The organism is Xenorhabdus koppenhoeferi (assembly GCF_900116635.1).
GTDB lineage: Bacteria > Pseudomonadota > Gammaproteobacteria > Enterobacterales > Enterobacteriaceae > Xenorhabdus > Xenorhabdus koppenhoeferi.
Genome location: NZ_FPBJ01000021.1, coordinates 19,982 through 42,806 on the forward strand (window position 1 = coordinate 19,982; position 22,825 = coordinate 42,806).

18 protein-coding genes are annotated in these 22,825 nt (G+C 40.7%); 10 read left to right on the forward strand and 8 right to left on the reverse strand.

The window, feature by feature from the left end:
* Positions 1–25: 25 nt before the first annotated feature.
* Complete coding sequence (locus BM329_RS08460; RefSeq protein ID WP_092551643.1) at positions 26–889, reverse strand: helix-turn-helix domain-containing protein; 864 nt, start codon at positions 887–889, stop codon at positions 26–28.
* Positions 890–1,540: 651 nt separating this feature from the next.
* Here BM329_RS08460 and xthA point away from each other — a divergent pair.
* On the forward strand, positions 1,541–2,347 hold the full coding sequence (xthA, locus tag BM329_RS08465; RefSeq protein ID WP_092551647.1) for an exodeoxyribonuclease III: 807 nt from the start codon (positions 1,541–1,543) through the stop codon (positions 2,345–2,347).
* Positions 2,348–2,533: 186 nt separating this feature from the next.
* On the opposite strand, the gene BM329_RS08470 is transcribed toward xthA, so the two are convergent.
* Genes BM329_RS08470 through BM329_RS08480 form a run of 3 tightly spaced genes read right to left on the reverse strand, consistent with a single transcriptional unit; the run spans position 2,534 to position 6,081 of the window.
* Positions 2,534–4,468: a DNA topoisomerase III gene (locus tag BM329_RS08470; RefSeq protein ID WP_092551650.1), complete on the reverse strand. Its 1,935-nt coding sequence runs from the start codon at positions 4,466–4,468 to the stop codon at positions 2,534–2,536.
* 5 nt (positions 4,469–4,473) lie between these two features.
* Positions 4,474–5,517, reverse strand: a complete 1,044-nt coding sequence (gene selD, locus BM329_RS08475) for a selenide, water dikinase SelD (RefSeq protein WP_092551653.1) — start codon at positions 5,515–5,517, stop codon at positions 4,474–4,476.
* Between the two features lie 12 nt (positions 5,518–5,529).
* On the reverse strand, positions 5,530–6,081 hold the full coding sequence (locus BM329_RS08480) for an NAD(P)H nitroreductase (RefSeq protein WP_092551656.1): 552 nt from the start codon (positions 6,079–6,081) through the stop codon (positions 5,530–5,532).
* A 167-nt stretch (positions 6,082–6,248) separates the two neighbouring features.
* Here BM329_RS08480 and sppA point away from each other — a divergent pair, with 167 nt between their 5' ends.
* The 3 genes from sppA to pncA all read left to right on the forward strand — a co-directional run bounded on the left by sppA (position 6,249) and on the right by pncA (position 9,946).
* Positions 6,249–8,138, forward strand: a complete 1,890-nt coding sequence (gene sppA / locus BM329_RS08485; RefSeq protein ID WP_092551659.1) for a signal peptide peptidase SppA — start codon at positions 6,249–6,251, stop codon at positions 8,136–8,138.
* A 115-nt stretch (positions 8,139–8,253) separates the two neighbouring features.
* Positions 8,254–9,273: an asparaginase gene (gene ansA, locus BM329_RS08490; RefSeq protein WP_092551662.1), complete on the forward strand. Its 1,020-nt coding sequence runs from the start codon at positions 8,254–8,256 to the stop codon at positions 9,271–9,273.
* A gap of 25 nt (positions 9,274–9,298) precedes the next feature.
* Positions 9,299–9,946, forward strand: a complete 648-nt coding sequence (gene pncA / locus BM329_RS08495; protein WP_177216230.1) for a bifunctional nicotinamidase/pyrazinamidase — start codon at positions 9,299–9,301, stop codon at positions 9,944–9,946.
* 83 nt (positions 9,947–10,029) lie between these two features.
* Here the strand turns inward: pncA and BM329_RS08500 are convergent, their stop codons facing one another.
* The gene (locus tag BM329_RS08500; protein WP_092551730.1) at positions 10,030–10,311 is read right to left on the reverse strand and encodes a YeaC family protein; all 282 of its coding nucleotides are present in this window, start codon (positions 10,309–10,311) and stop codon (positions 10,030–10,032) included.
* 55 nt (positions 10,312–10,366) lie between these two features.
* Entirely contained in the window at positions 10,367–10,780 is a 414-nt protein-coding gene (msrB, locus tag BM329_RS08505; RefSeq protein WP_092551668.1) for a peptide-methionine (R)-S-oxide reductase MsrB, read from the reverse strand.
* 339 nt (positions 10,781–11,119) lie between these two features.
* On the opposite strand from msrB, the gene gapA reads away from it, so the two are divergent.
* A complete protein-coding gene (gapA, locus tag BM329_RS08510; protein ID WP_092551671.1) occupies positions 11,120–12,124 on the forward strand; it encodes a glyceraldehyde-3-phosphate dehydrogenase in 1,005 nt (334 codons plus the stop codon).
* A 184-nt stretch (positions 12,125–12,308) separates the two neighbouring features.
* On the opposite strand, the gene dadX is transcribed toward gapA, so the two are convergent.
* Positions 12,309–13,376 (reverse strand): catabolic alanine racemase DadX, encoded by a 1,068-nt coding sequence (dadX, locus tag BM329_RS08515; protein WP_092551674.1) that lies wholly within the window; start codon positions 13,374–13,376, stop codon positions 12,309–12,311.
* Between the two features lie 17 nt (positions 13,377–13,393).
* A complete protein-coding gene (locus tag BM329_RS08520) occupies positions 13,394–14,695 on the reverse strand; it encodes a D-amino acid dehydrogenase (RefSeq protein WP_092551677.1) in 1,302 nt (433 codons plus the stop codon).
* Between the two features lie 1,180 nt (positions 14,696–15,875).
* Between BM329_RS08520 and BM329_RS08525 the strand changes: the two genes are divergently transcribed.
* From BM329_RS08525 to BM329_RS08545, 5 genes are read left to right on the forward strand one after another with little or no spacing between them, the layout of a single operon-like run.
* Entirely contained in the window at positions 15,876–18,032 is a 2,157-nt protein-coding gene (locus BM329_RS08525; RefSeq protein ID WP_092551680.1) for a type VI secretion system Vgr family protein, read from the forward strand.
* Between the two features lie 23 nt (positions 18,033–18,055).
* Positions 18,056–20,653 (forward strand): DUF2169 family type VI secretion system accessory protein, encoded by a 2,598-nt coding sequence (locus BM329_RS08530; RefSeq protein ID WP_092551683.1) that lies wholly within the window; start codon positions 18,056–18,058, stop codon positions 20,651–20,653.
* On the forward strand, positions 20,650–21,717 hold the full coding sequence (locus BM329_RS08535; protein WP_092551686.1) for a pentapeptide repeat-containing protein: 1,068 nt from the start codon (positions 20,650–20,652) through the stop codon (positions 21,715–21,717). Before BM329_RS08530 ends, BM329_RS08535 begins: the two co-directional genes overlap by 4 nt.
* 14 nt (positions 21,718–21,731) lie before the next feature.
* Entirely contained in the window at positions 21,732–22,352 is a 621-nt protein-coding gene (locus BM329_RS08540) for a DUF3540 domain-containing protein (RefSeq protein ID WP_092551689.1), read from the forward strand.
* Positions 22,353–22,361: 9 nt separating this feature from the next.
* Positions 22,362–22,754, forward strand: a complete 393-nt coding sequence (locus BM329_RS08545; protein WP_092551692.1) for a DUF4150 domain-containing protein — start codon at positions 22,362–22,364, stop codon at positions 22,752–22,754.
* Positions 22,755–22,825 lie beyond the last annotated feature (71 nt).

Below are 22,825 nucleotides of genomic sequence, written 5' to 3' on the forward strand. Positions count from 1 at the left end.
GAAACTAACCACCATATGCAACCGGTTACTCCATATCGCTGACAGAGTCGATAAAACGATTTAACACGCTTGAATGAGATTTTGATTTGTAGACATAACACTGATTAATGGCATCAGGTCGTGGGATTGGCATAAAGCCTAAACTCTCTCCCTCTTCCAATGCTCCGGAGTGGGAATCAGTAATAAAAATATAATCAGATGACTGAATAAAATTAAGGCAACACTCTATATTATCCATCTGTCGGATATTAACTTTCTCCCCATTTTTTACCATTTCCTCTTCCAGGCTCTTTATCAAATTGCCTTTATAAAGCACTGGATCACATAACCATGTTCTCTTTTTCAGCAATTGAATAAAGTCTCCATTCACTTCGCCCAATAATTCTTTACGGCAGCAGATCCCCAAATTTGGTCCATCAATTTTCCGTACAAGACTGAATCGGTCACTAAGTATTTTTTCTGAACTTAAAATTATCGTATTGCCCTCATAATCAACTATTTCATCAATGTTATCATAACTGAAGCGTAATATATTAACCTGAGCATTATTTCGGTCCGCTGCTTTATAAAGCGAAATCAGGTGCTTTTTCTTACCCCAATCATGGTATATATTTACAACATTACAAATACTCCCGCTAATGTGTTTTTTTGTAATTTCTTTCTCTTTCAAATAGAGCTCTTTCAGGTCATTATATAACTCCACCCCGTCTTTGGTCAGAATCATCCCAAACTTCTCCCTTTTAAATAAGCGCTTTCCTAACGTCGCTTCAAAGTCTTTAATTGATTTAGCGACTGGGGGAGTCGTACGGTTCATCACTCTTGCCGCCTTGCTTAAAGAACCCATTTCCACCACCGCCATGAATGCTTCTAATTTACGAGAAAAAAACATAATTCACCGTTCCTATGTAACTTGTGGCTAAAATAATTTCCTTGAAATGGCCTTCTCATCAGGTAACCGCTAAATCAAACTTGATATTGTGAAGGTATAATTTTGTACAATAAAAATAGATATTTTTCAAATGACATTTATATAAAATGCCAGTCCCTGATGCAATAATGCGGTTTAGATGGACTTATATTATCCACCTATATCATGATGAATATTCCACCGTGATTGCAAACCATGAGTAAATATAACTTTGGCCTACAAGTTCAAATTTCTATCAGAGATTGATTAACTCTTCTACTTTTTCATTAATTAATTTTTATAACACATGACATAAAATAAATTAAAAGGATAAAAACCCTTACATAAAATTACAATATCAGGAATTTAATATAACAGATTATGACTAGTGAATTGTTATATATTCATTAATTTATCACTTATTTATTTTGTGATTTTTATTATTTAAAAACGATTCGTCACTCAAATTTTTGGATAACTAGCGTATTATACTCAATATAGTATTATATATAAGAGTAAAATAGCCAGATATCAAGATAATTAGGTAAATTTTATTATTTAATAAATAGTTACAGTTTTACTTATATCTGTTAATATTAAAATATAGCATATTCCAAAGGTGATTATAACGATATGAAATTTGTCTCATTCAATATTAATGGGTTGCGAGCACGTCCTCATCAACTTGCTGCCATTGTCGAACAACACCAACCAGATGTTATCGGATTACAAGAAATAAAAGTCCATGATGAAATGTTTCCCCTAGAAGAGGTAAACAAGCTGGGTTATCATGTCTTCTATCATGGTCAAAAATCACACTATGGTGTCGCCCTGTTTACCCGCGAAAAACCGATCGATGTTCGTAAAGGTTTCCCTACTGACTATGGTGATGCTCAACGCCGTATTATTATGGCCGATATCGAAACACCGCTCGGTTTATTAACTGTCATCAATGGTTATTTTCCACAAGGTGAAAGCCGTGATCATCCGATTAAATTTCCTGCAAAAGAGAAGTTCTATCAGGATCTACAATCCTATCTAGAAAATAATCACTCTCCAGAATCAAACATCCTGATTATGGGGGATATGAATATCAGCCCAAGCGATCTTGATATTGGGATCGGAGAAAATAATCAAAAACGCTGGTTAAAAACTGGAAAGTGCTCTTTCTTACCTGAAGAGAGGGAATGGATGGAACGCCTTAAAAACTGGGGCTTCGTCGATACTTTCCGGGTTCAATATCCTGAAACCAATGATCAATTTTCCTGGTTTGATTATCGCTCAAAAGGTTTTGACGATAATCGTGGATTACGCATTGATTTACTGCTTGCCAGTCGGCCATTGGCTAAAAAGTGTATCTCTTCTGGTATCGATTATGCTATCCGCAGCATGGAAAAACCGTCCGATCATGCCCCTGTTTGGACAACATTTGAAATATAATTACCAGACAAGAAACACAGCACGGTCATTGACGGTACTGTGTTTCTCATTTCGGTTATACCCGTCGTCTTTCAAGTTGCAGCTTTGTTGGCTGCGCTCACTCACCCCAGTCACATAGTTAGCTATGCTCCTGGGGGTTCATTCCCTTGCCGTCGTGCTGCATCTTGAAATCCATTGGGTATATATCTAATCGGCTTTAGCTGTCTTCGACTTATTCTTACCGGATTTCGCCTGTTTTCCCTTTTTCCCTTTTACTGGAACAGGAGGTAAGTCTCTAAACGCTTTTAGATTACGATACTGTTTTGCCTGCCAGATTAATTGTTGCAATATTTCCTGAAGAGGCAACATAAAATCCTGATAACGAAATTGCTTTTCGCTGATTTGCGTCAAACGAGATTCCCAATGAGCCGTCATATCGGGTAATACGGCCATATCCGGCAATACATGGATCAAAGCCCGACCCGCAGGTGTAGCATGGATATAACGCCCTTTTTTGTACAAAAACTCTCGCTTGAACAGCAGTTCAATAATTCCTGCTCGGGTTGCTTCGGTCCCCAGCCCGTCAGTTGCCCGCAATACCTTTTTCAAAGCCTTATCCTGCACAAATCGCGCTATTCCTGTCATGGCAGATAATAATGTTGCATCAGTAAAAGGGCGTGGTGGTTGCGTCTGCCTTTCCACCATTTCCCCCTTCTCACACAACAGCTCATTTCCCTTAGCGACAACAGGTAATGGAGTACCTTCATTTTCCTCATCACGTTCCTTATTGCCAAGCAAGGTTCTCCAACCCGCTTCTGCCAGAAAGCGTGCTTTGGCAATGAATTTTCCACCTGCAATATCAAGCTCAATCGTACACTTCCGAAATATTGCATCAGGGAAAAATTGCATCAGATATTGCCTGGCAATCAAATTATAAATGTAGCTTTCATTCTGTGTCAGATTGGCTGGTCTGCTACGCGCAGTAGGAACAATCGCATGATGTGCATCAACTTTCTTATCATCCCAACAACGATTCTTTTTCTCCGTGTCCAATGAATTTTGTGGCAATAAAAGTGATGAATGAATCGAAATAGCCTTCAAAACCGCATGACGTCCTGCAAAATGCTCTTCCGGTAAATAACGACAATCGGAACGTGGATAAGTGATCAATTTGTGGGTTTCATAGAGTCGTTGACAAATATCAAGCACTTCCTGAGCACTCAAGCCAAAACGCTTAGCCGCTTCAATCTGTAAAGAAGAGAGCGAAAATGGCAGCGGTGCTGTTTCGGATTCGCGCTTATCCTGATACGCAGTGACAATGGCCGGTTGTCCAGTGATTCGTGCTACGACGTGTTCTGCTAGTGGCTGATGAATAATTCTCCCTTCTTCATCCTGAAAATCAATGCAAGACTCACTTGGTTGCCATACAGCCGTAAATCGTTCTTCACTTGGTGTAACGATATGCGCTTTGACTTCAAAGAAATCTTTCGGCACAAAATGCTCTATTTCTTCATCACGACGAACGACCAACCCCAGAATCGGGGTCTGAACACGTCCAACTGATAATACGCCCTGATAGCCTGCATTCCGTCCCAATAACGTATAAGCACGGGTCATATTGATGCCATAAAGCCAATCAGCCCTGGCTCTGGCCAATGCAGAAACACATAAAGGAACAAATTCTCGGTTACTCCTCAGACGTTCAATTGCCTTTATGACTGCCTGAGGATTCAGGTCACTTATCAGACAACGCTGAACATTCTGTTTTTTTTCGGCATCCAGATCCAAAAAATCCAGTACCTCATCTACCAGTAATTGCCCTTCACGATCGGGATCTCCTGCATGGACAATTTCACTCGCCTTTTCCAACAGGGATTTAATCGTATTGAGTTGCTTTGCCACGGCAGCCCGTGGCTTTAACTGCCATTTTTCAGGAATGATAGGTAGATCAGCCAATACCCAGCGGGCATAACGGCTATCGTAAGCATCTGGCTCAGCCTGCTCTAATAGATGACCGACACACCAAGTAACAAACTGGTTATTCCCACATTCGATAAACCCGTCCCCACGTCGATGGGGTTTCGGTAAAACATCCGCTATAGCTCTCGCGAGGCTAGGTTTTTCTGCAATAAAAAGACGCATGGAATTTATTCAATAACTTCAATAAGTGCTCTGTCTAAACATGATACAGTCAGTTCACCAATAGCAGCCAAATCGATATTGTGGCTCCGCGCAATGGCTTCCGCCTCTTCCACGGCTTCCGGCAAAATCGCCAGTAATAAACCACCCGAGGTTTGTGGATCACACAGAAGATGACGCTGGCGGGCAGTCATTTTTCCAATTAAATGCCCATAACTATCAAAATTGCGTCCTGTGCCGCCGGGTACGCAACCTTTTTCAATATAAATATCAACATCAGGCAATCTTGGAATCTGTGAAAATCTGACCGTTGCTTGAACACCCGAGCCTGCACAAACTTCACTCAAATGCCCTAACAGGCCAAAACCCGTTACATCCGTCATCGCCGTAACACCATCAATTCTTGCAAAATCCGTTCCCGACTTATTCAATTGGCACATGATTTCTTTTGCAATACCTTGATGTTCAGATTCAAGCAATCCTTTCTTCTCAGCCGTAGTTAATACACCAACGCCTAAAGGTTTAGTCAGGAACAGAAGGCTCCCTGCTTTTGCCTGATTATTACGTTTCACTTGTTCAATATCAATGACACCAGTCACTGCCAAACCGAAGATGGGTTCGGGAGCATCAATAGAGTGCCCCCCGGCAAGGGAAATACCCGCTTCTTTGCAAACGGCCCGCCCACCCTCAATGACTTTTTGAGCAATTTCTGGTGACAACTTAGCAATTGGCCAGCCGAGAATCGCAATCGCCATTATTGGTTTTCCTCCCATCGCGTAAATATCGCTGATGGCATTAGTCGCAGCAATACGACCAAAATCAAACGGATCATCAACAATCGGCATAAAGAAGTCCGTAGTACTAATGATACCTGTACCATTACCAATATCATAGACGGCAGCATCGTCACGGGTTTCATTACCCACCAGCAAATTAGGATCGAAAAATTTTGCCTGCTCACTATGCAAGATAGTTTCCAATACGTTGGGGGAAATTTTGCAGCCACATCCGGCACCGTGGCTATATTGAGTCAGACGGATTTCAGTTGACATTGCTCACTCCAGTTAAAAGTAACTGACGACGTTCGTCAAATCTGGCGTTGCTACTTTTGCAGGTGTTTTAAGTTCTGGCGTGCCTAAATAGAGGAATCCTACAATTTTATCATTTTCCTCACATCCCAGACCTGCTCTGACGATTGGATCTTCCGTCCATGAGCCTGAACGCCATATACCATTAAACCCTTGAACCACCGCGGCCATCTGCATGGCATGAACCGCACAACCTGCTGAAACGACTTGTTCCCATGCAGGTACTTTTGTATGTTCAACCACTTTGGCGATAACTGTGATAATCATAGGTGCACGGTAAGGTGCATTTTTCGCTTTTTCTTCTACCTCTTTTCCTAATCCACCCTCAATTGCCGCTTTCTCAAGTAACTGGCTGAATTTATTAATACCTTCTCCGTACATCACGATAAAATGCCAGGGACGCAATGCCCCATGATCGGGCGCTCTCATCCCTGCTGCCAAAATATTTTTTAGTTCATGGCCTTCTGGAGCTGGTATCGTTAAACGCGAAGCTGAACGACGATTCAACAAAAGTTTCAAAGCATTCATTTTCTTCTCCTGAATAAGATAATCTGTCACGGCTCAACATTCTCTGTTTATTTGTTAACGAATGAAAGTACAGAAACCACTTTTTCCATCATTTACATGATTTTCAGCTGACATTTACAGATGAGCTGATTAGGATACCCTCATTTGACCCCATCATTGGAGATAATATGCGTACTTTATGGAATTTTATAGCAGCGCTATTTAAATGGTGTTGGAAACTGCTAAATTTTGTTCGCCAACTCATTTCTAACCTTATTTTTATCCTGCTGATTGTTATTGTTGTTATTAGCTTAATTGTTTATAAACAACAATCTAAACGCAATGATAGTTATCATGGGGCGTTATATGTCAATTTATCGGGGATTGTTCTTGATCGTGCATCCGCCCGCAATCCATTTGAACAATTAGGCAAAGATATTTTTGGCTCTTACAATAGCAATCCTCAAGAAACCTCTTTATTTGACGTTGTTGACAGTATTCGCCGAGCCAAAGATGATCCTAAAATTAGCGGTATGGTATTAAAGCTGAATGAGTTCGCAGGAGCAGACTGGCCTTCAATGAAATATATTGGTAAAGCCATTAACGAATTTAAAGCAACAGGTAAACCTGTTTTTGCAATCAATGATAGTTACTCACAATCACAATATTATTTAGCCAGCTTCGCGAATGAAATATACTTGTCCCCACAAGGAATAGTAGATATTCATGGTTTTTCAACCGACCATTTATACTATAAGTCATTATTAGACTCGCTAAAAATTTCCACACATGTTTTCCGTGTAGGCACCTATAAATCGGCAGTAGAACCTGTATTGCGGAATAATATGTCAGAAGAAGCACGTGAAGCCGACAGCCTTTGGGTCTACGAGTCCTGGAACAATTACTTAAATACCATTGCCGTCAATAGACATATTCCTGCCGACCAAGTTTTCCCTGGCACCGCCAACTTTATCGAAAAATTCCGTAAAGCTGGTGGTGATTTTTCACTGTATGCATATCAAAACAAACTGGTGAGCCATATTGAGCCGCGCGGCGCAGTTGAAAAGAAAATGAAGGATATCTTTGGTTGGGATAAAGAACAAAAACATTTCAATTATATCAGTATTAATGACTACATTGCTAAAAAGCCTATACAAGACTCAGACAATAACAAGGGCAACATTGCCGTCATTATTGTGGAAGGCCCGATTTTAGACGGTAAACAACTATCAGGCACTGTGGGCAGCGATACCATCACAGAACAGCTGCGTGAAGCACACCTTAATCCCAACATAAAAGCGGTTATATTACGGGTAAATAGCCCTGGCGGCAGTATTAGCGCATCTGAAATTATCCGCGCCGAACTTATCGCCATTCGTGACGATAAAGAAAATAATGGTAAGAATACAAAACCTATTGTTGTTTCAATGGGCGGAGCGGCAGCATCTGGCGGTTACTGGATTTCCACTCCTGCTAACGCTATCATTGCTGACCCAAACACATTAACGGGTTCGATCGGTGTTTTTAGTATTATCCACTCCTTTGAAAAAACCCTGAATTATATTGGCGTAAACTCAGACGGGATTTCAACCTCTTCACTGGCAGATTCTTCTTCAATCAAAGGATTGAATTCAGATTACTCAGACGTAATACAGCTGTCTATTGAGAACGGCTACAATAAATTTATTAAACTGGTTGCTAAAGCCCGCAATAAATCTGTAGATGAAATTGATAGTATTGCTCAGGGGCGTGTTTGGAACGGTCTTGAGGCTAAAAAACATGGTTTAATCGATCAATTAGGTGATTTTGATGATGCTGTCAAAAAAGCCGCTGAATTAGCAGGCATAAAAAATGTCTCACTGGACTGGATGCAACCTGAATTATCGTTCTCTGAAAAAATGATGTTTGAACTAACTGCATCAACACAGGCCCTGCTGCCAAATATGTTGCAATACGCGCTTCCGGTACCACTTCCCAAAATGACCCAAGGCTTGAAAAAGCAGGCTGTTTTTTATAAGAATATGAATGATCCGCAAAATATTTATACATTCTGCCTGAATTGCGCAGATATTCATTAAAAATAGCTGACAACGTTTTTACCAAAAATGAAGCCTGATCTCACCATCAGGCTTTTTTTATTCTACACACACCCTATAATCCAATCCGGTTAAATATGTTTATCGAGGCATGATCATGCAGAAGAAATCCATCTATGTTGTTTACACTGGCGGCACAATCGGGATGCAGCACTCCCCCAATGGGTACATTCCCGTTTCTGGTCATTTACAACAACAGCTCACCAAAATGCCCGAATTTCACCGCCCGGAAATGCCAACATTTACGATCCGTGAGCATCAACCCCTGATTGATTCTTCTGATATGAATCCTGATGACTGGGGTATCATCGCAGATGATATCTATCAGAATTATCACGATTATGATGGTTTTGTTATCCTGCATGGCACGGATACCATGGCTTTTACTGCTTCAGCACTCTCTTTTATGTTTGAGAACCTGAACAAACCGGTCATTGTGACAGGGTCACAAATTCCTCTGGAAGCCCTGCGTTCTGATGGGCAGACCAATCTACTTAATGCGCTCTATCTTGCAGCCAATTATCCTATCAATGAAGTCAGCCTTTTTTTCAACAATAAATTGTTTCGTGGTAACAGAACGATCAAAGCCCACGCGGACGGTTTTGATGCTTTCTCATCCCCTAATTACTCACCACTGATGGAAGCAGGAATCAATATCCGCACCTTCAAAACAACTCCCATACCAACCAACCACAGAGAATTTGTTGTAAAACCCATCACGTCTCAACCAATTGGTGTTGTGACCATTTATCCTGGATTATCCAGCCAGGTTGTTGAAAATATCCTTATGCAGCCCGTCAAGGCATTAATTTTACGATCATATGGTGTTGGCAATGCGCCCCAGTGTTCTGCGTTGCTAAAAACATTGAAAGAAGCAACCGAACGAGGGATCATCGTAGTAAATCTGACACAATGTATTTCTGGTCGGGTCAATATGGAAGGCTATGCTACTGGGCACTTTTTGGCGACATCAGGTATCATCAGTGGTTATGATATGACTTTCGAAGCAGCCTTAACTAAACTGCACTATTTATTGAGCCAATCCTATACAGCTGAAGACATACGCCACCTGATGCAACAAAATCTGCGTGGGGAATTAAGCTATTCCGATGAATAATAAATTAGGTAAATCGAGCGATATGATGAAAACAGCATTATTGCTTATCGATCTGCAAAATGATTTCTGTACCGGAGGCGCATTGGCAGTCAAAGAGAGTGATACTGCCATTAAGGTTGTAAATGAAATCATTGCGCTATGTCAGAGAGACACTAATCAGGAAAACATTGCTATTATCGCAAGTCAGGACTGGCATCCAGCCAACCATATGAGTTTTGCGGCAAATTCTGGGCAGAAAACCGGTGAATTGGGCGAACTCAATGGCATTCCTCAAGTGTGGTGGCCTATTCATTGTGTACAAGGGCAATTTGGCGCAGAATTCCACCCCACATTAAATCAATCCGCGATCCAAGAAGTTTTCCGAAAAGGTGAGAATCCTCAGATAGACAGCTACAGTGCCTTTTTTGATAATGATTATAAAAGCAAAACCCGTTTACATGGGTGGTTAAAGGAACAGAATATACAGCGTCTATTTGTGTTGGGCATCGCCACCGATTACTGTGTCAAATTTACTGTGCTTGATGCTTTAATGCTGGGCTATGAAACCTATGTGATTGTCGATGGTTGCCGTGGTGTCAATATTCATGCCAATGACAGCAAACACGCACTCGAAGACATGGCCGCAAAAGGCGCCAAATTAATCTCACAAAGTGAAGTAATAACCCTTTTATAAACAAGCCAAGAACCTATCCTATTAGGCTCTAGACATTATCTATCCCCACTTATGCCAGGGGAAGGCTTTCACTACAGTTTAATTCAATCTTCTGACTGAGGTTTTAATTTGGCAACCATTTCAGAGCGGAAGGTCGCTTTTAGCTCTTGTTTGCTTTTTATGGTAATTTCACCATTTGTACCAATCGTCATATGCTCAGGATCATGATTATATTTAGCTTGCCAAAGCATCACTGCCTGTAAGCTATGTTCTTTCTGTTTGGGCGTAAGTGGTACACCATCCTGCCATTTTCCTAATTCAACAGCCTGAATCAATCGCTGATAAATTTCCGGTGTCATGGCAGAGAGTAAATCATCCAACTTCATCGATACTTCCTTAACGGCTATATTTGCGCTGAAACATTTTTCTTCAGTAATAACATTAACCTGCTGTTTCATCACCAGTTTCTTTATCAACAAAACGCAATGATGCTGAATTAATGCAAAAGCGTTCTCCCGTTGGTTTAGGCCCATCAGGAAAAACATGTCCCAAATGAGCCTGACAATAGCTGCAACGCACCTCTATTCGATGCATATTATGAGAATAATCATCAAGATAAGTGATAGATTCATCATCAATCGACTGGTAAAAACTCGGCCATCCGCAACCAGAATCAAATTTAGTATCAGAAACGAATAAGGCTTGACGACAACACAGGCAATGGTAAGTACCACTTTTTTTATTGTGCAGTAGTTTTCCTGAAAATGGCGGCTCAGTACCTGCTTCCTGAGTAACATGATGCTGCATTGCATTAAGCTGTTCTATGGAAAGAGGAATATTTTGATTTTTAGCCATAATGACCACCTTTGAAGACCAATATTTTCAATAAAAAATCATCAAAAACAACAAAAAAGTAACATCATGATGTCAAAATGCATTCTAACCCATTCAACACAGCAATTTACTTTACTAATTGTGATAACTCTCACATATCTAATCTATGGTAACTTTAAATATATCCCTATACCCCGATAATAGTGCGCGTAAAGCTTGTCACAGCTGTACAGCAAGCGTTCGGTAGTAATTCTGATTAATCTTTTTCAATTGTTGACACGATTCCGCTTGACGGCTGACAAGATTTTGGTAACTTTAGAAACAACTTTTAATTCACTAAAAAATAGCTGGTGGAATACTATGACTATCAAAACTATCAAAGTAGGTATTAACGGTTTTGGTCGTATTGGCCGTATTGTTTTCCGTGCTGCACAAGAACGTTCAGACATTGAAATCGTTGCTATCAACGATCTGTTGGATGCAGAGTACATGGCTTACATGCTGAAATACGATTCAACCCACGGCCGCTTCAACGGTTCTGTTGAAGTTAAAGACGGTCAGCTGGTTGTTAACGGCAAAACCATCCGCGTTACATCTGAAAGAGATCCAGCTAACCTGAAGTGGAACGAAGTGGATGTTGATGTAGTTGCTGAGGCAACTGGTATCTTCCTGACCGACGAAACCGCACGTAAACACATTGCTGCGGGCGCGAAAAAAGTGGTTCTGACCGGCCCATCCAAAGACGACACACCAATGTTTGTAATGGGTGTAAACCATAACGCCTATGCAGGTCAAGAAATCGTTTCCAACGCATCCTGTACTACTAACTGCCTTGCTCCACTGGCTAAAGTTATCAATGACAAATTCGGCATCATCGAAGGTCTGATGACTACTGTCCATGCAACAACTGCTACCCAAAAAACCGTTGACGGTCCTTCCGCTAAAGACTGGCGTGGCGGTCGTGGTGCAGCACAAAATATCATTCCATCTTCTACTGGTGCAGCAAAAGCAGTGGGTAAAGTTATTCCAGAACTGAACGGCAAACTGACTGGTATGTCCTTCCGTGTTCCTACTCCTAACGTTTCTGTTGTTGACCTGACTGTACGTCTCGAAAAACCAGCAACTTACGCACAAATCTGTGACGTAATCAAAGAGGCGGCAGAAGGCGAGCTGAAAGGTATCTTGGGTTACACTGAAGATGATGTTGTTTCCACTGATTTCAACGGCGAAAAACTGACTTCTGTATTTGATGCAAAAGCAGGTATCGCCCTGAACGACAACTTTGTCAAACTGGTTTCTTGGTATGACAACGAAACAGGTTACTCTAACAAAGTTCTGGATCTGATCGCTCATATCTCTAACTAATTGAGTTTTATACCCAATAGATTTTAAGGGGATGGTCCACGTTCAAAAGCCATCTGTTCACAGATGGCTTTTATATTTATCTCTATAAAATTTATATTTTCAAAAGATTGAGCTATTCTTGAACCTTGGTTCAACTACCAATTCAGATAAAGAGAAATGCCTGAAAAAACTCATAAGAAGACTGTTAATCAACAATAACAGGGACACGCCTCGCTAATGCACATAAGAGTTCATAACCTATGGTTCCTGAGGATTCTGCAACTTCATCCACTGGTAAGTTTTCCCCCCACAACTCGACAATACTGCCTATGTCTGCCTGTGGACATGGGGTCAAATCCACTGTCAGCATATCCATTGATATAGCACCCAATAACCGAGTACGGACGCCATCAACCATAACGGGAGTACCTGTCGGGGCGTGCCGTGGATATCCGTCTGCATAACCACATGCTACTGTACCTACACGCATAGTCTGCTGAGTCGTATAACGGCTGCCATAGCCAATTTTGTTCCCGCTGGGAAGCTCGTGAACTGCAATAATTTCACTTTGTAATGTCATGGCTGCTTTCAACCCTACATTCGCAATATCACGCCACTTTCCGCTGGGAGAAGCACCATAAAGGATAATGCCCGGTCGGATCCAATCCCCATGCGTCTCAGGATGCCACAAAACAGCACCAGAGTTTGCCAGACAATGAGAAAGAGAAGTCATCTGCAAACGTTCAATAACCGCTAATTGTTCTTCAACACCGATTTCATTATCCGAATTGGGAAAATGGGTCATTAAAGTCACTGAATTGATATTTGTAATCCCTTTCGCCATTGAAACTACCTGTGGATATTCTTCGGGAGTGAATCCCAACCGATTCATTCCGCTATTAAGCTTTAGATAAATATCAATGGGCCTGTCCAATTTGGCTTTTTCTATCGCCTCAAGCTGCCAATGACTATGTACTGCGGTTGTCAGGCAATACTGATTAATGATCTGCACATCGCTCGATTTAAAAAACCCTTCCAATAGCAGGATTGGTCCCTGCCATCCCTGTTCCCTTAAATAAATAGCTTCATTCATGTCAAGCAGTGCAAATCCATCTGTCTGCATGAGTGATTGCCATACTCTGTCCAACCCATGCCCATATGCGTTCGCCTTTACCACCGACCAGACTTTACTCTTATCGGTTTTTTGGCGAATAACAGCCAAATTATGGCGGAGCGCATTGAGATGGATCGTTGCCAAAATAGGACGTGGCATGACGACCTCTTCTTAGTTTACGCAGTATGTAAATAAGGCTTCATTGGAAGCGCTTTTATATTGAATCCATTGATATATCTGAATACAGAAAGATCATCTGCCGCAATATCCGTTTTTTTGCCAGAAATTAAATCCGACAACAACTTCCCTGAACCACAGGCCATTGTCCAGCCCAGTGTTCCATGACCCGTATTTAAATAGAGATTCGGATATTTGGTTGGGCCAACAATAGGCGTCCCATCTGGCGTCATAGGACGTAAGCCTGTCCAGAACGAAGCCTCCGTAATATTACCACCACTGTGGTAAAGATCTTGCACAACCATTTTCAGTGTTTCACAGCGGTTCTGAGGAACATTCAGATTAAAGCCGACCACTTCAGCCATACCACCAACACGAATTCGGTTATCAAAACGGGTAATCGCAATCTTGTAAGTTTCATCCAGCACAGTTGAAGCAGGTGCTCTTGACTCATCAGTAATTGGCATGGTCAATGAATAACCTTTCATTGGATAAACCGGAATGTTGACGTGATCTTTCAAGATATTTGTCGAATAAGCGCCCATCGCTACCACATAACTATCCGCAGTCATGACACCACCATTACATCGGATACCCGTGATCTTGTCTCCGTCCACTAAAATCTGCTCAACCTGCTTGTTGAATATAAACTTCACACCGATATTTTCTGCCATTTTTGCCAGTTCCTTGGTAAAAATCTGGCAATCCCCCGTTTCATCATTCGGAAGTTGTAACCCGCCAGTCAATTTATGGGAGGCATGAGCAAGAGCCGGTTCCACTGTTGCCAACTGCTCAGCGGTCAATAACCGGTAAGGAACACCTTCCTGCTCCAGCACTTCAATATCATTGGCAGCATTATCAAACTGCCTGGCTGTCCTGAATAGTTGCAGGGTTCCTCCCTGGCGACCCTCATATTCAATCCCCGTATCTGCCCTTAATTGTTTAAGGCAATCCCGACTATATTCTGCCAATCGGACCATTCTGCTTTTATTCATGGCATAGTGGCTTGCATCACAATTACGCAGCATCTGCCACATCCAGCGGATTTGAAACAGCGAACCATCTGGACGAATAGCCAGAGGCGCATGACGCTGGAACATCCACTTTATTGCTTTCAGCGGAATACCCGGTGCCCCCCAAGGTGTTGCATAACCTGGAGAAATTTGACCAGCATTACCGGCACTGGTTTCTTCAGCAGCACTATTCTGGCGATCAATTACGATAACTTCATGTCCTTCCTGTGCAAGATACCATGCGCTAGTTACGCCAATAACACCACTGCCTAAAATCAGGACCCTCATTCTGCCCCCTATCCATATCGGTGAAAAATATTCGCAAGCATAATATGCTGAATATAAAAATCCAATACAGAATAATAGCCTGTAACACAATTAGTCAATTTATAGGATTTGAATCACATTTTTATCACAATATATAAACACCCATTTTATTTAAAAAAGGAAGAATACATTAAACTCAATTAAAATCAGTAAATTAAAGAAAAAATTAATATTATTAACTCCCTTAAACTCTATCTGTTAAAGTGATTATAACGGTAAACAATAACATTGCATTCACAATGAATAATTTCAACAAAAACCAAAAAACAAATAATTTAAAGAATAATGCTCTGCATTGAAACGGATTAGTTAGAATAATAATTTAAAAAAATGAATTATACAGATTACATAAATTTACAACGACAATTGGTTTCCCAAATACAAAGATAAAAAATCTAACAGAGTTTCAATATTAACTGATTTCATCCACACTGAAGGAAAACTTTCAATAGGTAAAAATAAATCAACTCTGGTTTTAAAACGCATTTAATAACGTATATACTCAAAAAACCAGAAGGTGCATGACGAATAAATTTTATCGCATTGATTTAAAACGATTATTTAACATCATAAACCAGTATCTTGAGGTTAAATTGGTATATACCCAATGGATTTTAAGATGCAGTGCGACGGCAAGGGGATGACAAATTCGTCGGGAACAAATTTGCCCAGCTAAAGGCTGGCCACCAGTGAAAGGCAGGAGCCTTTCATTAATCCCCAGAAGCATAGCTAACTATTTATTGAAAACACGTTTCTAACCACAATGTTTCTGACCACAATATAGTTCCCTTACATTAAAATCCTTATTTAACCAAAATCCTTATTTAACAAATATATAATTACATTTTCAGAAAAAAACAACAATCCAAAATTATATATAAATTAAACAAAACAGAATTCATTAATTGAAAATAGCAAACTTTATGCTTAAATCAACATTATTGGGAAACTAATCACTCTGTATGTCATCCCCAATCTATATAAATTTCTTGTTCTGCAAGGAATATACAGTAGTTTTACCTTTAATTTTTGTGAATTTCTTGGCCTGCAAGAAATATGCGGTAGCTATATCTTTAATTCCTGTGAATTTCTTGGTTTGCAAGGACTACACGGTAGCTTAAATAAGCGCAAGGGAAATATTATGAAGAGAAACTTCATCGTCCACGCCGCAGTATCTGAAAAATCCCTGTCTTTCAAATCACTTAAAGGAATTGAAAGATTATCAGAAGCCTATGAATTCGAAGTTCAATTATTGAGTGAAAAAAGATTAGATGATCCAATTTCTCTGCGTAATACAGTACTGACTTTAGAAATAAAAAACAAATCATTACCAACAAGATATTTAAGCGGTTATATAGAAAAAATAGTCTATTCCCCGTTTTATAAAAATGACAGCGGATTTTATTTATACACTACCACAATCAGGCCTAAGCTATCGGAATTGAAAAAAAAAGTAGGTTATGGAATTTGGCAAAATAAAACAGTGCCAGATATTATTTCAGAATTATTAAATAAATCAGGAATTCTCTTCAAAAATCAACTCATTGAAAAATATCGCACATGGGAATATTGCGTTAAACATAATGAAACTGACTTCGATTTTATCCATCGCCTGATGGAGCATGAAGGAATTTATTACTATTTTAAACATGATATGGGAAGCCATACTATGGTTTTGGTGGATTCACCCCAATCACATGAGCCTATGCCCGGATATAATAAACTGGAATATAATAATTCATTAGATAAGCATTTTCAGGGATATATCTATGAATGGGATGTCTGTAGTATCACCATCCCGAACACTTATAGTATAGATGACTATAATTTTCGCAAACCACGCGCTAAATTATATACAGCCATCCAACAAACAGCTGCCAGTTCTATTGATAATACCGAAATATTTATTTGGCCGGGACACTATACAGAACATGCTCAAGGTCAATTTTACGCCCGGGTACGCCAACAGGCTCATGAAGCACAAAGTGAACTGATTGATGGGAAAGGAAGTATCGTGGGAATAGCTCCGGGTCATACTTTTACACTATCACTACCTAATGGAATTAAGGGTGATAACCACAATGACTATTTAATTACAGCGGCACACTACGATTTTTACGAATCCTCCGACATGTCCTTCCCGAATTTTTCTAAGAAAGAATCAGGCACTCTTGAAGACAACATTGTTGTCGATTTTAACGCTATTCCTGCCAATACTCACTGGAAACCTTTGGCTATCACCCCCTGGCCAAAAGCAAACGGTCTTGAAACTGCTGTCGTTACCGGTCCCAAGAATAAGAAAATATGGACTGATAAATATGGCAGAATAAAAGTGAAATTTCGTTGGGATAAAGACGACAAACAGGATGATACCAGCTCTTGCTGGGTACGTGTTGCCAGCCATTGGGCCGGCTGGCGGTATGGCAGCATATATGTTCCCCGTGTAGGCGAAGAAGTTGTTGTCAGTTTCGTCAATGGTGATCCTGACAAGCCTTTAGTCATCGGCAGTACTTACAATAATGAGAATATGCCTCCCTGGGAACTGCCTAAATATGAAACCCGTGTCGGTATTATGTCAAATACAAAAGGGGGTAAACATGAGCAGGCAAACTATCTCTTTTTAGATGATGAACCAAACAAAGAGTTATTTGATTTGCATGCCGAACGGGATATGAATATCTCAGTGGAAAATGATAAAAACATCACAATTGATGGCAATCGCACAACTGAGATAAAAAAACAACAAAAAGATACCGTGCAAGACAGTGCCAGCTTTATTTATAAAAAAACCCATGAAACAACTATTGAAGAGAAAGATACATTAACCATCAAAGGTGGTCAGCAAGAAACCATCCAAAATGGGCGAAAAACAGAAATAGATGGTGGAGACACTTATAAACTTAATGGAAATCTGAATGCAAAAATTGATGGGAATTGGGTACAAAACATTACAGGAGTGACAACGATTTCAAGCCCTAATCTTATTACAATAAAAAGCGACACAAACGTAGTAATAGATTGCCCTCAAACTTTTTGGTCAGCTAAAGTTTTATCTATTTCCTTCATAGCAGCCAACATATCTATTACCGGAACATCAACCACCCAGACGGGAAATAATACCAATATAACGGGAACGAACTTATCATCAATATTGCTTGATGTTAACGATTCTAATACCTCTATCAGTAAAGCAAATACAAAGATAGCTAAAGCAACCATGTCATTAAACGATTCAGATGTATCAATAAAGAAATCAAACGCCAATATTTTAAACAGCGCTTTACATATCATCAGTTAAAAAATATTTCTCTCAGGATTTCAATGAAAATTATTAAGCCGTTGCGTTTAAGCATGCTTTACCGACCCTATCGTTGGTTACAAAAAAATTATCTTGGGATCTCTGCTATGGCGCTGGTCGATATGAGTTCCACTCCACGCTTGCGTCCAGAAGCAGAACTTTGGCAACTGGCGGAAAATGAGTTGAAAACCTGTAACGGCATTATTGATCTCGCTATACCTAAACCCTGTGCTGAATTTCTGGCAACAGGCTATGTCTACACTCACCATCAGACAGATAAAACTGCATGTACTGCGCGTATCCAGATAGAGAAGTTAGAAAAAAACTTAGTTGCTTTTGGTGACCGTTATTGGGTTGATGATATTCCTTCAAAACCGCAACCTTTTGAACAAATGCGCCTGGATTGGGATCGGGCTTTTGGTGGTAAAGACTATGCAGATAATCCACACGGTATCGGCTTCAAACCAGAAGTTCTGGAAGATGGGATGAAAATTCATCGACTGCCCAATATCGAAATGATGCACAATCGATTGAAATCAAAACAGCATTTATTGTCACAACAGGAAATACCTGCTCCGGCAAGTTTTTGTCCCCTGGATTTTATCTGGCCGAATCGTTTTACCCGCATAGGAAAAAAGTACGACAAAGCGTGGTTAGAAAACCAATTCCCTGGCTTTTCTCATGATATTGATTGGCGATTATTCAATGCGGCACCAAAAGATCAATGGTGGGAAGAAAATACTACTCTGCCGGAACAAGCAGCATGGCGTATTTGGAACATGCACCCGGAAAAACCTGTACAGGAAGGTCGTTTGCCATCATGGAAAGTACGATGTTTTATCAAACGACTGCGCCTTGACGAAGAAATTGTTGAAGAAGTCGTCATGCGCAATACAACAGTGTGGTTCTTTCCCCATTTAGAACAAATGATTTTAATTTGGCATGGAACCATACAAGTTAATGAAGATGATGCCAAAGATGTCTTACAAATGATATCGGCACTGGAATTGCGTGATAAGCCCCGTTCGGAGAGTCATTATCTACAGGTTCTTGAACAACGGATGGATAAAGAAAAAGGTGCCTTATACTCTTTTCGGGAAAAGGATCTCATTCCTGAAGAAGCGATTGGTTCATGGTTGGATACAGAGCTTCCACAAATTGACTCTCCGTTGCAGAAAATTTTCCAAAATCGTGAAAAACGCCTGCGTGAACAGCAACAAGAGCGATTAGCTGAATATGGTAAAGATATTAATACACTGCTTCCCGTTGAAACAGAGCAAACTACTCATTCCAGGCTGACTAAACTGGATGAGTTACCAGAGTTTGTGGAGAAAATCGAACAGGATATTGCCCAGAAGCATGCTGAAGCTGAATTGAAACGGACAGAAATGATTGCCAAAGCTAAAGAACAAGGCATAGACACCGAAACATTGACCCACGAATCCCAGGCTCGAGGGCCGAAAACTCTGCATCGCATGCGGGATATGCTGCGCCAGCGGCAAAATAGAATGGAACTCAGTGATAAAGCTCTGGCTCAAATAGAACAATCAATACACACAATGTACCTCTCGTCAGTACAATCACAATCTCCAGCCCTACGTTTAACCGGTAATCTTTCACAAATTATTCGGAAACGAGTACAAAATATCATGCGACAAGGGGGAAATTTCAGTGGCATGGATTTTACCGGCGCGGATTTATCCGATCTGGATCTGCGGGGGGCCAACTTTTCCCAAACATTATTAGAAAACGCCTGTTTAAATCATTGCCAGCTGGATGAAGCCAATTTCAGTGAAGCTATGTTGGCCAGAACAGAGATCTGCCATGCTTCACTGCGGGGAGCCAAATTGGATTCAGCCAGCCTGACACTGGCTAAATGTGAGCAAAGTGACTTTTCTGCTGCAAGTTTCAATAAAACCCAATTACAGGAAACACGGTTTGATCGCTGTTGCTTTGATCATGCCATATTCACAGGCCTATTCTTGCAACCGATCTTTATTACACATTGCGACTTCTCATATTCACAATGGAAAGAGTGTACGTTTATGGAACTTGAACTTCCTGCACTCAATTTCCATCATGCAAATCTGGATAAGGTTTCATTTATCAAATGTAATCTAGATCAAGCGATTTTTGATAACGCAGAATTGGAAAGCTGTTCATGGGTGGAAACGAAAGTAAACAGGAATCGGTTTCGCTCAGCTAAGCTATTGACCTGTGCATTTGCTATGAACAGTGAGGTTAATCAGACGGATTTCAGCCATGCCACATTGACAGAATGTAATTTGCGTCAGATGCCCCTGATCAATTCAAATTTCTACGCAGCAACCCTGAATAACAGTGACCTCAGTGAGTCCAACTGCCAGTCAGCCGATATGCAGTATTTGAACGCAACAAACAGTATCTTTACCAGAACCGATTTTCGGGGTGCCTTATTGAATCATGCCAATCTGGCAGGCGCACTTATGCAAAAATGCAGTTTTAACAACACAGAATTGCGGGAAGCCAACCTATTCCGCACAGATATGTCCCAATCGATTATTGATGATTCAACCTCAATCACCAATGCTTACATTAATCGAACCAAAACCTTCCCCAAACGTAATAAGGAAGTGATATGAGTTCACTCACAGCTGATGAATTAGTAGATAAAATAAAACAGGGTGAGATTATTGAAAAAATCAGTTTACAGAATATATCACTAACCGGACGTGATTTATCCGGAGGAATTTTTAAAGAAGTCAATTTATCAAGTGCCGATTTTTCTCAGGCTATCATAAAAGAAACCGTTTTTACCGAATGTCAAATAGAAGAGGCTGTTTTCAATACAGCTACGCTTGAAAAGAGCGTTTTTGAGAAATGTAATCTCACTCACACAATCTTTAACAAAAGCATATTAACAGACAGCATATTCAATCAGTCTGTTTTAAATAAAACACAATTTTCCGGGACAAAACAGAATAATACCCAGTTCTTATCTAGCTCACTGCAATATGCAGATTTCAGCCACAGTCATTTTGAACGCGTCACATTTATTGATACTCTCATGGAGCGAATTAAATTTCGTGACAATCACTTTTTTCTAGTTACTTTTTTTCGGCAGGACTTACGGAAAGCTGATTTTTCTGCCAGCGAATTCACCCGGGTGATTTTTTTTGAATGTGATCTCCGTGGCCAGAATTACCACAAACAACAATTTAAAATGTGCCAATTCACCAATAGCCAGCTTGAAAAAGTCAATTTCAGCCACGCAGTATTAACTAATTGCAATTTCAAAGGTGCCCTTTTACAAGATGCCTTAATATCAAATGTCGACGCGACTCAAGCGTTATTTATCGAAGCTAATTTAACCCGGGCCTGTTGCAAAGACAGTGTATTTAAACAAGCCATTTTTGTCAGTGCATGTCTCGAATCTGCCGATTTCCGGCACAGCCAATTATCAATGGCAATAATGCACAAAGTTCATGCAGAGAATACTCAGTTTACAGGCTGTAATATGCCTTATGCGGATTTTTCTTATGCGAACATCAACAACAGTGATTTTCGTACAGCCCATTTTATGAGAACACTTTTTCATCGTGCCCAACAAGTCGGAACATTATTTTCTGACCGGCAAGGCATTCTGGAAAATGATCCTGAGTTATTCGCTGCTGAAGAGTGGAGTATGCAACACAATAAGATTTAATCGGGAGAATCAACATGACAAAACCGTCTTATGCACTTTCCTCATATACCTTTACGACCGAACCATTGCAACAGATAACCGGGCAAATCATCAGCATTCATCAGGATGGAAGTTTTATAGCGGAAAGTCAGCACAATCGCGGCTGGCACTGTCGGCGCGCTGCCAGTTGCCTATTAGCACCAGATATAGGAGATAGCGTACTCATTACGCAGGTCGAGAATCAACTCTGGATTTTAGCCATATTAGAACGGGCTGAACAGCAACAACCCGCAGAGATCAGCGTTCCCGGCGATCTGACTATCACGTCCCACGGTAATCTGAATATGAATAGTCATGGATTAAATATCACAGCCAACCGCGGGAACTGCCATATCAGTGAAATGCAATACAGTGGAGAGTCATTGTCTGCATGGGTGTCAATCACCCGCTTAGTTGGCAATCAGTTTGAATCTCTCTGGCAGACAGTGACACAACTGAGCAACCGGCTATTTCGCCATACGACACAAACAGAAAAAGTTCATGCGGGACAGTTAGATATGCAAGCTGAAAACTATGCGCGATTACATGCTCAACAGACGATCGTAACAGCAAAAGCTATCACCAAAATAGATGCTGAACAGATCCATATCGGCTAAGGGGAAATTATGTTTGCCAATACTCAAGGTGGCGGTATGGATATGGCGGCTCCCGATATTTGCTTAACCCCCATGTTTACACCTGTACCCATTGCTTACCCCAACACAGCGCAAGGAACGACAGGTGTCAGCAATGCGTTAAATATCCTATTTATGGGTTGTCCGGCTCACAATCTGGCAACAATCATTCCCTTGACAACCGGCGATAATGCCGGCACTAATCTTGGCATAGCTTCCGGCACAGTAATGGGACCATCCCGTCATTCAATGGGAGCCAATACTGTTTTACTTAAAGGTAGCCCTGCAACACGGCTTTCGGGAATGACTATGCAAAACTCAACTAATGCGGTGGGTTCTCGCATTGTGCCAAGCCAAACAAAAGTACTTATCGCCGCATCCTGAAGTTTTTTATTTTCGCCATATTAAACTTTCGCCATATTAAATAACCCGCAATATCTCAATTAATTCGGCGA

What these genes read in the sequence shown, in the direction of transcription:
- BM329_RS08500 (WP_092551730.1), bottom strand. Translation starts at nt 10,311, where the DNA reads ATGAAGTTGGATGATTTACTCTCTGCCATGACACCGGAAATTTATCAG.
- ansA (WP_092551662.1), top strand. Translation starts at nt 8,254, where the DNA reads ATGCAGAAGAAATCCATCTATGTTGTTTACACTGGCGGCACAATCGGG.
- BM329_RS08470 (WP_092551650.1), bottom strand. Translation starts at nt 4,468, where the DNA reads ATGCGTCTTTTTATTGCAGAAAAACCTAGCCTCGCGAGAGCTATAGCG.
- BM329_RS08480 (WP_092551656.1), bottom strand. Translation starts at nt 6,081, where the DNA reads ATGAATGCTTTGAAACTTTTGTTGAATCGTCGTTCAGCTTCGCGTTTA.
- BM329_RS08530 (WP_092551683.1), top strand. Translation starts at nt 18,056, where the DNA reads ATGAAAATTATTAAGCCGTTGCGTTTAAGCATGCTTTACCGACCCTAT.
- dadX (WP_092551674.1), bottom strand. Translation starts at nt 13,376, where the DNA reads ATGCCACGTCCTATTTTGGCAACGATCCATCTCAATGCGCTCCGCCAT.
- gapA (WP_092551671.1), top strand. Translation starts at nt 11,120, where the DNA reads ATGACTATCAAAACTATCAAAGTAGGTATTAACGGTTTTGGTCGTATT.
- BM329_RS08535 (WP_092551686.1), top strand. Translation starts at nt 20,650, where the DNA reads ATGAGTTCACTCACAGCTGATGAATTAGTAGATAAAATAAAACAGGGT.
- BM329_RS08525 (WP_092551680.1), top strand. Translation starts at nt 15,876, where the DNA reads ATGAAGAGAAACTTCATCGTCCACGCCGCAGTATCTGAAAAATCCCTG.
- BM329_RS08460 (WP_092551643.1), bottom strand. Translation starts at nt 889, where the DNA reads ATGTTTTTTTCTCGTAAATTAGAAGCATTCATGGCGGTGGTGGAAATG.
- pncA (WP_177216230.1), top strand. Translation starts at nt 9,299, where the DNA reads ATGAAAACAGCATTATTGCTTATCGATCTGCAAAATGATTTCTGTACC.
- BM329_RS08545 (WP_092551692.1), top strand. Translation starts at nt 22,362, where the DNA reads ATGTTTGCCAATACTCAAGGTGGCGGTATGGATATGGCGGCTCCCGAT.
- BM329_RS08540 (WP_092551689.1), top strand. Translation starts at nt 21,732, where the DNA reads ATGACAAAACCGTCTTATGCACTTTCCTCATATACCTTTACGACCGAA.
- xthA (WP_092551647.1), top strand. Translation starts at nt 1,541, where the DNA reads ATGAAATTTGTCTCATTCAATATTAATGGGTTGCGAGCACGTCCTCAT.
- BM329_RS08520 (WP_092551677.1), bottom strand. Translation starts at nt 14,695, where the DNA reads ATGAGGGTCCTGATTTTAGGCAGTGGTGTTATTGGCGTAACTAGCGCA.
- msrB (WP_092551668.1), bottom strand. Translation starts at nt 10,780, where the DNA reads ATGGCTAAAAATCAAAATATTCCTCTTTCCATAGAACAGCTTAATGCA.
- sppA (WP_092551659.1), top strand. Translation starts at nt 6,249, where the DNA reads ATGCGTACTTTATGGAATTTTATAGCAGCGCTATTTAAATGGTGTTGG.
- selD (WP_092551653.1), bottom strand. Translation starts at nt 5,517, where the DNA reads ATGTCAACTGAAATCCGTCTGACTCAATATAGCCACGGTGCCGGATGT.